At 39.6% G+C, this 14,191-nt stretch carries 14 protein-coding genes; 4 read left to right on the top strand and 10 right to left on the bottom strand.

The window, feature by feature from the left end; translation table 11 throughout:
* Positions 1-67: 67 nt before the first annotated feature.
* From OB69_RS02630 to prmC, 3 genes are all read right to left on the bottom strand, one after another.
* Positions 68-2,233 carry an N-6 DNA methylase gene (locus OB69_RS02630; protein WP_053222144.1) on the bottom strand — a complete coding sequence of 722 codons (2,166 nt, stop codon included), beginning with the start codon at positions 2,231-2,233 and terminating at the stop codon, positions 68-70.
* Between the two features lie 100 nt (positions 2,234-2,333).
* Positions 2,334-3,020 carry an alpha/beta fold hydrolase gene (locus OB69_RS02625; RefSeq protein ID WP_053222143.1) on the bottom strand — a complete coding sequence of 229 codons (687 nt, stop codon included), beginning with the start codon at positions 3,018-3,020 and terminating at the stop codon, positions 2,334-2,336.
* The gene (gene prmC / locus OB69_RS02620) at positions 3,017-3,877 is read right to left on the bottom strand and encodes a peptide chain release factor N(5)-glutamine methyltransferase (protein WP_053222142.1); all 861 of its coding nucleotides are present in this window, start codon (positions 3,875-3,877) and stop codon (positions 3,017-3,019) included. Before prmC ends, OB69_RS02625 begins: the two co-directional genes overlap by 4 nt.
* A gap of 130 nt (positions 3,878-4,007) precedes the next feature.
* Here prmC and ribD point away from each other — a divergent pair, with 130 nt between their 5' ends.
* Positions 4,008-5,036, top strand: coding sequence for a bifunctional diaminohydroxyphosphoribosylaminopyrimidine deaminase/5-amino-6-(5-phosphoribosylamino)uracil reductase RibD (gene ribD, locus OB69_RS02615; RefSeq protein ID WP_262501301.1), 1,029 nt, complete (start codon positions 4,008-4,010; stop codon positions 5,034-5,036).
* Positions 5,037-5,089: 53 nt separating this feature from the next.
* On the top strand, positions 5,090-5,572 hold the full coding sequence (locus tag OB69_RS02610; RefSeq protein ID WP_053222140.1) for a GAF domain-containing protein: 483 nt from the start codon (positions 5,090-5,092) through the stop codon (positions 5,570-5,572).
* Here OB69_RS02610 and OB69_RS02605 read toward each other — a convergent pair.
* The 5 genes from OB69_RS02605 to OB69_RS02585 all read right to left on the bottom strand — a co-directional run bounded on the left by OB69_RS02605 (position 5,569) and on the right by OB69_RS02585 (position 9,635).
* Positions 5,569-6,231 carry a phosphatidylserine decarboxylase family protein gene (locus OB69_RS02605; RefSeq protein ID WP_053222139.1) on the bottom strand — a complete coding sequence of 221 codons (663 nt, stop codon included), beginning with the start codon at positions 6,229-6,231 and terminating at the stop codon, positions 5,569-5,571. The genes OB69_RS02610 and OB69_RS02605 overlap by 4 nt on opposite strands.
* A 15-nt stretch (positions 6,232-6,246) precedes the next feature.
* Positions 6,247-7,524: a Glu/Leu/Phe/Val family dehydrogenase gene (locus OB69_RS02600; RefSeq protein ID WP_053222138.1), complete on the bottom strand. Its 1,278-nt coding sequence runs from the start codon at positions 7,522-7,524 to the stop codon at positions 6,247-6,249.
* 88 nt (positions 7,525-7,612) lie between these two features.
* Positions 7,613-8,425 (bottom strand): phosphatidate cytidylyltransferase, encoded by an 813-nt coding sequence (locus OB69_RS02595; RefSeq protein ID WP_053222137.1) that lies wholly within the window; start codon positions 8,423-8,425, stop codon positions 7,613-7,615.
* Positions 8,426-8,427: 2 nt separating this feature from the next.
* Entirely contained in the window at positions 8,428-8,628 is a 201-nt protein-coding gene (locus OB69_RS02590) for a putative signal transducing protein (RefSeq protein WP_053222136.1), read from the bottom strand.
* On the bottom strand, positions 8,625-9,635 hold the full coding sequence (locus OB69_RS02585) for a CPBP family intramembrane glutamic endopeptidase (RefSeq protein WP_053222135.1): 1,011 nt from the start codon (positions 9,633-9,635) through the stop codon (positions 8,625-8,627). The genes OB69_RS02590 and OB69_RS02585 overlap by 4 nt, the downstream gene beginning before the upstream one ends.
* Positions 9,636-9,670: 35 nt before the next feature.
* On the opposite strand from OB69_RS02585, the gene dusB reads away from it, so the two are divergent.
* Together dusB and OB69_RS02575 are read left to right on the top strand one after the other, a co-directional pair.
* Complete coding sequence (gene dusB / locus OB69_RS02580; protein ID WP_053222423.1) at positions 9,671-10,669, top strand: tRNA dihydrouridine synthase DusB; 999 nt, start codon at positions 9,671-9,673, stop codon at positions 10,667-10,669.
* Complete coding sequence (locus OB69_RS02575; RefSeq protein WP_053222134.1) at positions 10,666-11,556, top strand: DMT family transporter; 891 nt, start codon at positions 10,666-10,668, stop codon at positions 11,554-11,556. The genes dusB and OB69_RS02575 overlap by 4 nt, the downstream gene beginning before the upstream one ends.
* On the opposite strand, the gene OB69_RS02570 is transcribed toward OB69_RS02575, so the two are convergent.
* Both OB69_RS02570 and pafA read right to left on the bottom strand, forming a co-directional pair.
* A complete protein-coding gene (locus OB69_RS02570) occupies positions 11,543-12,385 on the bottom strand; it encodes an endonuclease/exonuclease/phosphatase family protein (RefSeq protein WP_053222133.1) in 843 nt (280 codons plus the stop codon). The genes OB69_RS02575 and OB69_RS02570 overlap by 14 nt on opposite strands.
* 174 nt (positions 12,386-12,559) lie before the next feature.
* A complete protein-coding gene (pafA, locus tag OB69_RS02565; protein WP_053222422.1) occupies positions 12,560-14,191 on the bottom strand; it encodes an alkaline phosphatase PafA in 1,632 nt (543 codons plus the stop codon).

Raw genomic sequence — 14,191 nt, 5'->3', positions numbered from 1 at the left:
AAATTAAATATTGTTATTTCCAGCCCTTCCAACAATTCCCTGTATCGGGATTCATTAAAAGGGCTAGCTACTTTCCCACAAAGGAGAGTTTCTCTTTTTTAGCGAATTCCAAAAAGGCTTCTGCTATGCCGTCTTTGGTGAGTCCGTCATGGTTAAAGAGGTCGTGTTTTACTACCAAGTGTCCATGAGAGTCAAGTAGGTACTCTTCTAAATTGGCAGGCGTAGAGTCATAGTTGTCTATTGGTTCGGCTACTTGTTGTGAGCCTTCCGAAAGTTCTAAGCCTTTGGAAGGTTGCGAGTTGGGGAAATCTTTCCTTTTTACAAATATCTTTTCACCGCTATTGTCTTTGCTAGGCTCTTGCATAGTAGCAAAAAAGATCGGGTAATCTTCTACTCTCGGGCAAAGCTTATCATCCCATTTTTGTACAAAAAGAACAGACGTTTTTGTGCCTGTATGCGGTTTGAATACATTGCTGTGCAAACCTACCACAGCTAATATTCTGCACCTTTCTGCAATAAAGTCTCTAATGGCTTTGTCAGAACTATTGTTGAATCTTCCCTGTGGTAATACCACTGCCATGCGCCCACCTGGTTTTAAGAAATCCAGATTACGTTCGATAAACAGAATGTCTCGCCCTACTTTGGTTTGGTACTTACCGTTGGGTTTTTTGCCTAAATCGTATTTAGCAAGCATTCTACTTTCCTTAATGTCGCCTGCAAACGGAGGGTTTGCCATCAATACGTCAAATTGGAAATCACGGCATTCATAAATCTCCTTTTCTTTCACATAGATTTTACCGTTTCGCTCTTCTTCAATCGTTACCGTTTTGGGTTTGGGGTTGGTAAGGTGTTTACGGATGTTTTTCCAACCGTTACCATAAACGTCTAGCCAATTTTTATCATCGTAATTATTGTCCCACCGATCATAATCCAAGGTATTCATGTGAAGTACATTGGTTTGTCCATCACCAGCAATCAAGTTGAGGGTTCGTGCCACACGTACAGCCTTTTCGTCAAAGTCTATGGCAAATACTTTGTTTTGTACATAGTCTATTTGTTCAGGAAGTTTTTCTTCAGCCGTGAACAAATGACTTTTAGAAAGTCCTTTAGCTTTGAGCTGTTTTTCCCAAACATGAAAAATAGAGTGTACAGGAAAACCACAACTTCCAGCGGCAGTGTCAATTACCGTTTCATCTGTTTTTGGGTCTAGCATTTTCACACACATGTCAATGACATAGCGAGGAGTAAAATATTGCCCCTTTTCTCCCTTGCTACTCTTGCCAATTAAATATTCAAAGGCCTCATCAACCACATCCAAATTGGAATTGAATAGTTTGATTTGTTCCAAAGATGAAACGCAAATTGCTAAGTGGGATGGGGTCAATGTGATTTTTGAGCTTTCGGTAAAAACACCTTCCCATTTGTCTTTGGCTTTTTCAAAAAGTGCCTGTATTTTTTGTTTTAACTCGGTTTCTGTTTCACCGTAGTTTCTAAATTCAAGAGGTCTGGATTTGTTACGAGTACTTTCAAGCTCATCATAAAGTTTGGTGAAGATCAATTGAAATATTTCTTCGAAAACATCAACTCCTGCATTGGCTAGTACTTCATCTTCCATATCCCTTACTTGATCTTTTAGGGATTTTCGCTCTTTGGTCAGTTTATCGTTTTTAATAAGATCATCAATTGTCCACCGTTCAGTTAATATATCCGTTAACTTTTCAGTTGATTTTGGAATATTTGGAATATCCTTGAAATAATTAGGGTCTCTTCGGTTGTAGTAAGAAATGGACTCACCATTACTCCAAATGCCCATTGGCGCTCCCGTAGCATGACAATAAGATTTTAATTGTTCTTTACCATCTTTCAGCTTTGGCTTTTTCAGCTCAACCATGATGTATACAGCGCGTGAGTCTTGCTTATCAAAAATGACAATATCAGCCCGTTTCTTTTCTCTACCGAAACTTACAACATATTCAATTTCCATTCGGTCATATGAATAACCGTATTGTTCATGGAGAACCATGAGAAAAAGTTGCCTTACTAATTCCTCAGGTTTCAATTGAATTTCCTTCCGTCTAACTAGGCAGGTAATAAAAGGAACTGTTTTTCCTCTTGTCTCTTTAAGTACAATTGACTCTTCCAGTTTTTCAATTTGGGATTTCGAAAACTGTGTAAGCTTATAATTAGAGTCTTTAAGTATTTCGGCTAAGGTCATTGTGGTTGTCTCTGGCATCGTATTATTTCAAGTTTGACAAAATAGCCCCAAATTCCATCTTTCAGGTTATGAAATCGACTAAAAAATGATAAATAAACAAAATAAATATTCTGGGCTATTAGTGCAAGTTGTCTTTTATCACCTTTGCAAGCTCTCCTAAATCTACTTTCTCCAAAGGGTGTGGCATATTTGGGATCAAGATAAACTTTCCGTTGGGAAGAATTGTAGCCACATTTTCACTTTCTTCTTTGCCCACCATAGTGTCATCAGCACCCAATAGAATTGTTACTTGATTGGTGATTAAAGGAAGATTTTCCATAGTGAGCAAAGGCTCATCGCCTAATTCTAGCATCATGCCTGCGGTTTGCCAAATCACCTGTTTCCATTGCTTTTTACCATGGCGCTCCTTCAAAAGCGCAGCATATTGCGGCACTTTCTCTTTCATTAACTCTGGGTTCAAACGGGCAGTTTCTTCTTCTGCACCTTCGGCTGTCCAGGTTAATTTGGTGCCCAGAGTGACGATTTTACCCATCAAATTAGGCTGAGAAGCAGCCAGATAAAGTGCCACATAACCGCCCATGCTGTATCCAAAAATATCTGCGCCTTCCAATTTGTGCTTGGTAATAAGGGCTTGGAGCTCTTCGGCAAAAACTTCGATTCCAAAGCCTTCTTCATTTACTGGTGCACCGCCATGTCCAGAGAAATTGAAAGCATGTACTTCAAAATCGCCTTTTAGTTTATTTGTAAGGACTTCAAACATTGAGGCGCTACCAAGCGCACCGTGTAATAGAATCAATTTTTTCATTTCGAATATTTTTGTGCTTGTAGCATTCTATCTTTTCCTTGTAAATCTTTTTTGAGGAGCACTTTAGTAAAACCAATCTCCTCCACCAGTTTAATCATTTCTTCCCCAAATCTTTCATGAATTTCAAAGTAAAGCATTCCGCCAATCTTCAAATGCAGGAAGGCTAACTCGGCTATTCTTTTATAGAAAATCAACGGATCGTGGTTTTCTACAAAGAGTGCCAAATATGGTTCGAACGATAATACATTCGAGCTCATTTCGGCCTTATCACTTTCAGGAATATAAGGCGGGTTACTGACCACTATATCCAACAGATCAAAAGGAAAGTTGTTTTCAAGAATATCTAGATGCCGAAAATCAACCTCAACTCCATTTTGCTTTGCGTTTTCTTGAGCCAAATTAAGGGCGCCTTCACTTACATCCACGGCAGCTACTTGCGCGTTTGGTATTGCCTTTTTTAGCGCAATTGGAATACAGCCTGTTCCGGTACCAATGTCTACAATGGAAGGGGCTTCAACCGTATTCACCGTCACAATCCAATCTACCAATTCTTCTGTTTCTGGTCGAGGAATTAAAGCCCGTTCATCTACCTTCAGTTCGCAACCATAAAACTCTACACTTCCTATAATATGCTGAATTGGCTTGTGTTGATTTAGTTCATCAATCGATTTTGCTAGGCCTTTTTCAGAGCCTTCAACCAACGAAAACTCATCATTCAAAATGATCGCCATTCTATCTAAACCATAAAAATGACTTAGAAGTAAATTGGCCATGTTGGTGGCTTCACGTTCATCATAAACACCACTGAGTGCGTTAACAATAGATTGAATTTTAGCTTTGGGTTTTTCAAAAGGCATAAGCAAAAGTAGTGAGAAGGATTTGCATGTGGATTAGCGAACCCTCCAAAAGTTATCAACTAACTTTTGGAGGGTTTATCAATTGAGTGATTGACAAGGAATAGTATTACGCATTCGCTAAATTGCGCGGGTGAATGATAAGCAAGATTTAAAATGGATGCAGCGTGCATTGGACTTAGCCGAATTGGGGCGAGGTCATGTTAGCCCAAACCCTATGGTGGGCTGCGTAATTGTTCACAATGATAAAATCATTGGTGAAGGTTATCATCAAAAGTATGGAGGCCCGCATGCCGAAGTAAACGCTATCAACTCCGTAACGAATCCCGATCTGCTTTCTGAAAGCACTTGTTATGTTACCCTTGAACCATGTGCTCACTTTGGTCGAACTCCGCCCTGTGCCGATTTATTAGTGGCTAAAAAGGTGAAGAAAGTTGTCATTGCTTCAATGGATACTAATCCATTGGTGGGAGGCAAAGGTGTTCAGAAACTTAAAGATGCGGGAATAGAAGTCAGCACTGGAGTTTTAGAATCAGCAGCAAAAAACCTGAATCGAAGGTTTTTTACCATGATTGAAAAAAAGCGACCCTATATTTTGCTTAAATGGGCGCAAACGGCTGATGGTTTTATTGCTCGCAATAATTTTGATAGCAAGTGGATTAGCAGTGAACAATCGAGAATGATGGTGCACCAATGGCGGGCTGAAGAAGATGCCATTTTAGTGGGCACGAATACCGCATTGCACGATAATCCCAAATTAGATGTTCGCGATTGGCATGGCGAATCACCACTTCGCTTAGTGATTGATAAACATTTACGATTACCCACCGACTTTAACTTGTTTGATAGAAGCCTACCAACCATTGTGTATAATTTGAAAAAGACAGAAGAAAGTAAAAACCTCACTCTTGTTAAAATTGGAGAGAAGGACTTTCTTCAAAACATGTTGGCTGATTTGCATGAGCGCAAAGTGCAATCTGTTTTGGTGGAAGGTGGAAGTTTCTTGCTCAATTCTTTAATGGCTTTGGGCTTATGGGACGAAGCCCGCGTGTTCGAATGCCCTGTGTTATTCAATGAAGGCATTATGGCGCCAAGTTTAAAAGATGCACCATCGGAAACAATTCAGCTACAAATCGATGTGCTTAAAATTTACCGACATTAAGGAACCAACATTCACACAATTCTCTTTTAAATTCGCAATTCAGAATTAAAATTATGGCCGAAGAACTTATCATCTCGAACGACTTAAGCAAAGCAGAAAAGTACGAATCGCTTATTCCGCAAATTGAAGCCTTGGTTACTGGCGAACCAGACCAAACAGCCAATTTGGCCAATATTGCTTCGGCCCTAAAGTATGGAATGGGCTTCTTTTGGGTAGGTTTCTACTTGGTAAAAGGAGAGGAATTGGTATTAGGTCCCTTCCAAGGTCCAATAGCGTGTACTCGTATTCGTAAAGGAAAAGGAGTTTGCGGAACCAGTTGGGAAAAGGCTCAAACCATTCTTGTTCCGAATGTAGATGAATTCCCCGGTCACATTGCTTGTAGTTCGGCTTCCAAATCGGAAATCGTATTACCAGCCATGAAAAACGGGGAAGTCAACTTAATTCTTGATGTGGACTCTGATCAACTCAATGATTTTGATGAGGTAGATCAAGTACATTTAGAGAAGTTAATGCGGATAATTGAAGGCTTAATTTAAGCCAACTCCGCAATTACGGTTTGTCCGCCTTGGGTTACTTGTCCAATCTCAACTTTTACCACTGCATCTAACGGTAAGAATAGATCGACTCGTGACCCAAACTTGATAAAACCGAATTCCTTGCCTTGAATCACAGATTGATTTTCTTTTACGTAGCACTTAATTCTACGGGCAGCTGCTCCGGCAATCTGACGGATTAGAATTTCTACTCCTTTATGGATTTCATAAACAAGTGTAGTTCTTTCGTTTTCAGTGCTTGATTTTGGGTGCCAAGCCACTAAATATTTGCCTTCGTGGTATCTGAAGTACTTGATAAGGCCAGTAACAGGATTTCTGTTTACGTGCACATTAATTGGTGACATAAATATAGAAACCTGAATTCTTTCCTTTCCTTTAAAGTATTCGTCTTCGGTGGTTTTTTCAATTACCACCACTTTTCCATCAGCAGGAGCTAGAATTTGCTTTTCGTTGATTTCAATTTTTCGAGATGGATTACGGAAAAACTGAAGGAAAAACAGGAACAGAATTAAGCTGACGGCACCGATAATTCCGATCCAAGGGCTAGGGATGTTCAGCAAAAAGAACAAGCCTAAATTTAAACCTAGTAATATGGAAAAGAGCACCGCTAGCAGTGCTCTTCCTTCTTTATGAATATTCATTAACTAATTTTCTGGTTAGAAACCACCTCTATACTTATAGGTAGAAGCAACTTTATCAATGGCTACAATGTAAGCCGCAATACGCATTGGTACATTATATTTAAGCGATGTTTCATATACTTTGTCGAAAGCATCTTTCATGATCCTGTCAGATCTTCTGTTTACTCTTTCGCGCGTCCACTTATAGCCTAAACGGTTCTGTACCCACTCAAAGTATGATACAGTTACACCACCAGCGTTCGCAAGAATATCTGGAGCAACCATAATACCTTTTTCGTTGATAATTTTATCTGCTTGGGCAGAAGTTGGTCCGTTAGCACCTTCAACAATAAGTTTTGCCTGTACTCTATCAACGTTACCTGAATGGATTACATCCTCTACAGCAGCTGGAACAAGAACATCTACTTTTAGCACTAGCAAATCAGAAGCATCGTCCATTAGCTCAGCGCCTTTAAAGCCTTCTAATGTACCATTATTGCTATCGCGATAAGCCACAGCAGCTTTGATGTTAATCCCTTTTTCGTTGTAGTATGCACCAGAAATATCACTAATCGCAATTACAGAAGCTCCTCTTTCTTCAAGAAGTAAAGCTGCATGAGATCCTACATTTCCAAAACCTTGAACAGCCACAGTAGCGTGATAAGGGTTGATGTTTAGTTTTTCCATAGCGGCCAAAGCAGAAACCATTACACCACGTCCTGTGGCTTCGGTTCTACCTAAAGAGCCCCCAAGTACTAAGGGTTTTCCAGTTACCATGGCATTTACAGTCATACCATGAGCCCTAGAGAACTCGTCCATCATCCAAGCCATTTCTCTTGGTCCTGTACCCATGTCTGGTGCAGGAATGTCTCGGTCAGGACCGAAAACATCTAGCATAGCATTGGTATATGCTCTGGTTAATCTTTCGATTTCACCAGCAGACATCTCTCTCGGATTACATTTGATGCCGCCTTTGGCACCACCATACGGGATGTCTACAACAGCACACTTCCATGTCATCCATGCCGCGAGTGCTTTTACTTCGTCAATGTGTACATCCATGGCGTATCTAACACCGCCTTTTGATGGGCCTAGGATATTCGAGTGTATTACCCTGTGACCCTCAAAAACACGAATAGAGCCATCATCCATAGTGATTGGAAGTGTCACAGAGACTTGTTTTGTAGGAGATTTGAGCACGTTATATACTTGCTCGTCCAATCCAAGTGCTTCAGCAGCAATGTTGAATCTGGACATCATTGACTCGAAAGGATTAGCCTTGTCCTTAATCGGAGCCGGTTCAATGTAACCCATAGAGAAATCTATCTTTGTTTAAAAACTTGGTCAAAATTAAGGAAATTTTAAAGTAATACGGTCTATTACTTGATGCTTATTTATGATATTATGTGATGACCATCAAGTATAGCGTAACGAACGGAAGCGCGAACAGTAGTCCATCAAATCTATCGAGAAAGCCGCCATGCCCAGGAAGTGCGCTCCCAGAATCTTTAATGGCTAAATGGCGCTTAAATAGCGACTCAATTAAATCTCCATAACTACCAAAAACACTCACGATTATCGATAAACCAAACCACTCAATTGTGGTAAGATCGGTAAAGTATAAACTCCATATATAGATAATTCCTAGTGAAATCAGTACTCCACCAACGGTGCCTTCCCATGTTTTGTTTGGAGAAACACTCTCGAATAACTTTGTCCGCCCCATGCTTTTGCCCACAAAATAGGCTCCGGAGTCGTTTGCCCACTGGGCAATTAGCACGCCTATGATTAAGGCATATTCGTATGACTCATTCTTAAACACAATCAAATTGGCCATGCTTAAAGGGAAAGCAATATATATTACCCCAAATAAAGTGAGCCCTAATGAGATAATAGGTTGATGCGTTTTCTGACGATAAAGGGCAAACATGAAACAGATCACTAATAAGGAGGGTAATAACCATAAGTATTTAGTGTCTAGTTTTCCCGCAGTGGAAAGGTGTACTAAAACAAAGAGGCAAATACTAAAAAATGAACCCCATAATTTAAATGGTGTATTGCCCGAAGCGGCAATAAGACCATAAAACTCTCTAAGTGTGAGAATCAAGATGCACAAAAAAATCAAGGCAAAGGTCCATGAACTAAATACTATACCCGCTATTATCAGAGAAACTCCGAAAATGCCAGTGATAATCCTTAATAAGAGATTACTCATGATTAAAAGTTCAGGTCGCCTATAATTTTTAAGGCTTTGATCACATTAGATTGCTCCACTTTCACTTCTAGATTTCCGAAATGATAGGAAGAATCCTTTTGGTTAAGCAGCACTGCTTCAATGTTGTTATCTATCAACACGTCTTTCACAATCTCGGCTTGGTGCGGCATATTAGTTTTGAAAACTGTGTTCCAATTGCTCATCTAAATGATTTTGGTTTAAGATAGTAATTTCTGAATACGAACAGCAAAAAGGAAACCACTATCAGCGCTATTATTCCCGCATAACCGGGTAAAGAATCAGTTTCGTCAGGGTTAATATCTGTTACTTCTGTTTGATACATGTAAGCTACAATAAGCGCAAAGCCATTATTTGCGATGTGGGCAATAATCGGATACCACAAATTTCCAGACCAGACATATAAGTAACCAAATAGCGCTCCAAGGATCATACGTGGGAAAAGGCCATAGAACTGCATGTGTATAGCAGAAAATAAGAAAGCCGAAACCCAAATGGCGACATGTGCATTTTTAGACCATCGGTGCAGTGAGTTTTGCAATAAACCCCTGAAAAGAAGCTCTTCGCCTATTCCTGGTAGTATAGCCACTACTACAAAAGCCAAAAGGAATGTGCCAAAACTGTCAAATGTGGTAAACATCTCAGTAGTTTCTTTCAGTGAGTCTTCCATCTGACGGGCGAGCCTCTCGAAACCTGCCATAAATTCTGGAAGTTGAATATTTTCGTTCCATTCAATAATGTAACCATTAACAAACACAAAGGCGATGGTAACAAAAACAGCTAGAGCTAGAGGAAGAGATTCAGTTTTGGATTCACCAAAAACAACATTCATTGGTTTTCGAGCTAGGTTTTTCATATAAAACCAAGGCACCAAGAAAGTAAATACTACGGTATAAAGTGATTGTGAAATTAACAATTGTGATTGGCCTATCAACTCAAAGAGTGCTTCGGGGTTTGATAAAACCTCAGTTCCTCCACCATTAATTAATACAAAAATTATTACTGCTATTGTGGCTGCAAACTGACCCACGAAAAAACCTGCAAATAACAGGCCCAGAACTACCCAAAAAGTCTTTTGAGGGTTTTCGTTATAAGTGGTTACGGTATTTAATTCTCCGTTTTCGAACTCCTTAATTACATCTACTCTTTCCCCTCTCAAGGAAATATTAATCCCGTTGTCGATTCTCGCCATAATGACGTAAATTTACGCGATTTTTCGAAATGGGCATGGTTAAAATTGGGAACATAGAATTAGGTGAATTTCCGTTGCTTTTGGCGCCAATGGAGGATGTTAGTGATCCACCATTTAGGGCTGTATGCAAAGAAAACGGTGCAGACCTGATGTTTACTGAATTTATTTCTTCTGAAGGGTTAATTCGGAATGCGGAAAAAAGTGTGCAAAAGCTCGATATCTATGATTACGAACGCCCTATTGGGATTCAGATTTTTGGAGATAAAATTGAGTCGATGCGCGAGGCGGCTTCTATTGCTGAAGCGGCTCAGCCCGAAATGGTCGATATCAATTACGGTTGCCCGGTAAAGAAAGTAGCTTGTAAAGGAGCTGGGGCTGGTATTTTGCTCGACATTCCTAAAATGCAGCAAATGACTGCAGAAATTGTGAAACAGGTAAGTTTGCCGGTTACTGTAAAAACCCGACTAGGTTGGGACGATTCTACCATCAGAATTTTGGAAGTAGCCAAAAGACTGCAAGATGTAGGAATTCAAGCCCTCACTATTCATGGTAGAACCCGTGCGCAGATGTACAAAGGCGAGGCAGATTGGACTAAAATTGCAGAGGTAAAACATCACCCTGATATTCATATTCCGATTTTTGGAAACGGAGATATTGATTCGCCAGAAAAGGCATTGGACTATAAAAACCGCTATGAGCTTGAGGGTATCATGATTGGTCGTGCGGCCATTGGCTATCCATGGATTTTTAATGAAGTGAAACATTTTATTAAAACAGGAGAGCACTTGCCTGTTCCAGATATGAAAACTAGGGTGGCCACCGCCAAAAAACATTTACAGTTTTCTCTTGAATGGAAAAATGAGCTTCAAGGCATTTTTGAAATGCGAAGACATTACACCAATTATTTCAGAGGAATACCTAACTTCAAGCCGTACAGAGCACGCTTGGTTGAATCTGAAAATCCAGAAGAGTTATTTAATATTCTGGATGAGATTTCGACCGTGTTCGAAGATGCTTATGCTTTGGTTGAATGAAAAATACAAACGTTTTAGCGTGGTCGCTACTTATCTTACTTGCTCTGATTTGGGGAAGTTCCTTTATCCTTATTAAAAGAGGGCTTGCGGTTTTTAACGCTGGCGAAGTTGGTGCTTTGCGCATTTTGGCTGCCTGCTTGTTTCTAATCCCAATTTCAATTCCAAAAGTAGGAAAGCTGTCGTTCAAGCACCTGAAACTACTTTTCGTTATTGGTTTGGTAGGAAGTTTCATTCCGGCCTTTCTATTTGCTATTGGCCAAACCCAATTGCCTAGCGGGGTTACGGGAGTATTAAATGCCCTTACACCAATTTTTGTTTTAATAATGGGTGTACTTTTCTTCAAACAAGAAATTACAAAAAGGAAGACATTTGGGTTGATAACAGCCTTTGTAGGAACTATTGTGCTACTGGCAGCTGGCAGTATTGGTGGTCTCAGAGGAATTAATTTTTACGCACTCTTTATTGTATTGGCTACTATCTGTTACGGCATAAACCTAAATGTAATAAAGTATTATTTGGTGGATTTAAAACCGCTTGTAATTACATCTGTAAGTCTATTATTTATGGGGCCCTTAGCCGGAATTTATTTGCTCACTTTCACTGACTTTTCGGTGACGCTGGCTACCGAAGAGGGGGCTTTAGAAGCCTTTGGCTATATTTCTCTTTTGGGGGTTATGGGTACAGCAATAGCACTTATTCTATTTAATAAGTTGGTGCAAATTACCAATCCACTATTTACAAGCACGGTAACTTACCTTATTCCTATTGTTGCTTTAATTTGGGGTTTTTGGGATGGTGAAGACCTAGGGTTAGGGCAGGTAATAGGAATGTTGGCAATATTTGTTGGGGTTTATATTACCAACAGAAAGAAATCTATTTCAAAGTAAATTTAGCGTAGATCAGATAGTGATCTGAAACATATAATCGATTTCTTTCAAAACGATCGATGCCTGAAGCGGTCATTTCAAAGCCATCAGATTTTCTGTAAAAAATATAGTCAATTCTGGGGCAGTTCTTTCCTCCATGAAAACTGTGATAGGTACAGCCTTCGAAAGGGCCTCCGGTATAAGTGTCGGCATATTCTTCTAAAATTCGCTTAGTAACAATGTCATCAGAAGTCACATTGAAATCGCCAACTAATAAGGTGGGATATTGGTCTTTATAGTCTTCCAGTTTTGACAGAATCTTTTCAATGCTGTTCAACCTAGATGATTCAGACCTATGGTCTAGCAGGGTATTTAATACTCGAATACGCTTCTTATCTGTTTTGTTTTCTAATACCACTACCGTGGCAATTCTTGGTAGTGTATTTCCCCAACTTTTAGACTCTGGTTTGGTAGGAGTGTCAGAAAGCCAAAAAGTCTCTTCTTCAATCAACTTCCAAGTTTTCTTACTATAAAAAATCGCATTGGCTTTTCCGTCTCCGTTTTTGAGCCCTTGCGTTCTGTAAACTACGTCTAAACCAGAAACACCTTTAGAAATGTCTTTGATTTGCGTTTCGTTAACTTCTTGTAAACAGATGATCCCGTCTTTGTATTGTTGAAGATTGGCAATGGCCCTTGATTTCCGTTTTTTCCATGTGTTTTCTAAATCAGCAGGAGTACCGTAAAGCAAATTCAAAGAGGCAATCTGAATCTCATTGGCGGGGGCTTGTTCAAAGGCAGATGTATTTAAAACAATACTGAACAGAGCGAGAAGAGAAAAAAGAAACTTCATACTCTAAAGTAGTATGAAATCAATGAGCAGAACAAGTTTTGACCGTAAAAAACGGGATCAACAACAAATAATTAGCTGTAATAACTTATTGTATTGCTATCTATGGGGTGAAAAAAAACACCCTTGAAGAATCTCATTTCTCAAGGGTGTTGTTAGAATTGTGTTGCGCTATTCTTACTTAAACATTTCTATAATTGGTGTGCCCGTAGCGCCATTCGGTAGTCTCATATTTAATAGCATACTTACAGAGGGTGCAATGTCAGTAATATGAATTTCGCGAACGGAATTTCCTTTCTTAATTCCCCAACCGTAAAACAAAATAGGTACATGGGTATCATAAGTCCAAGAGCTTCCGTGACCTGTACCTTTGCTTCCTCCGGTTTGCCATCCCGGATCCATAACTACCAATACGTCACCTGATTCTTTAGTGTGATAAGCATTTTGTAATAAGTTCTTAATGTTTTTAGTGTAGTTGTTGGTCACTAAATCACGAGCAGTGAGAGCAATGTAAACACCATTTTGCTCCATCATTTTAGCAGCAACAAAACTTTGCATTTCATAAAGGTCAATGCCTTCAGCTTCAATCAATTTATGATTCAAGTGGATGTTGTTAGAAAAAGATTCAATCCAAGGTTTCGCTCCATATTTTGCACTCAAAGCCGCAGCAACGGCCTTTCTCGCATTACTGTTACTGAAGTTGTCAATTTTAAAGCCTTCATCTTTCATTTGAAGTGAATTTTCGGCCACTGCGTGATCAGCAGTTAAGAAAACGCTATAATTACCTTTACCTACTTTTTGATCGAGCGCATCAAATAGTTTTGCGAGTTCACGATCCAATCGGATATAAGTGTCTTGAACCTCTTTAGATTGAGGACCAAAGTTATGGCCTATATAATCGGTGCTAGAGTAACTTACAGCTAAGAAATCAGGCGTGTTGTCTTGCCCTAACTTTTCGGCATCAACAGCCGAAATGGCAAACTCGGTTAATAGGCTGTTTCCGAACGGAGTACTTGAAATCAGCGAGAAATTTCCATTGTCCTTTCTTAACTCTTTTAAGTTATAAGGAAATGTGGGAGTGTCTTTACCTTTAAACCCAGACTCATATTGAGAATTGTCTGGACCGCTAATCGAATATTTCTCAATGGGCAAATATGTGTCCCATGTCATGTTTAAAAACTTGTCTACATGTTTAGCTGAGTTAAATGATTTCACCCAGTTTGGTAAGTCTTTCATGTAATAAGTAGAAGTCATGAATTCGCCAGTATTTGAATCGTACCAATAAGAACCATCAGACAAGTGACCACCAGGAAGGGCCGAGCCTCTATCTTTGATTGACATTGCTATCACTTTTCCTTGCTTTTGTGTGTATAGCTTAAGTTCGTCTGTAATTGTAGTTGAATAAAGATTCATTGGTGAAATCAGTCCGTTTTTGGCTGTACCTCCTACTGCCACTACGGTAGTGTCTTCTGCGCAGTAAACGCTTCTGCCTAAACTTCTGCTATACCAACTGTTATTTACAATTCCGTGTACTGCTGGGGTTGTTCCAGTATACACTGATGCATGACCAGGGCCAGTATTTGTAGCAGAGTAATTGTAATGCCCATTTCTGGCTATAAACCCTTCTTCTACAAATCTTTTAAAACCGCCTTCGCCAAAATTTCCGTAAAATCGGGTCAAATATTCTTGTTTCATTTGATCTACAACAATACCGACTACTAGCTTAGGCTTTTCATTTACGTTTTGCGCCTTTAATTGCACGGATGTTATCAATGCAAGCATTAGAATAAAATAAGAAGACTTCTTCAT

Source organism: Roseivirga seohaensis subsp. aquiponti (assembly GCF_001267955.1).
Taxonomy (GTDB): domain Bacteria; phylum Bacteroidota; class Bacteroidia; order Cytophagales; family Cyclobacteriaceae; genus Roseivirga; species Roseivirga seohaensis.
Note: the sequence above shows the minus strand (reverse complement) of the source record. Positions and strands in the feature narration are given on the sequence as shown.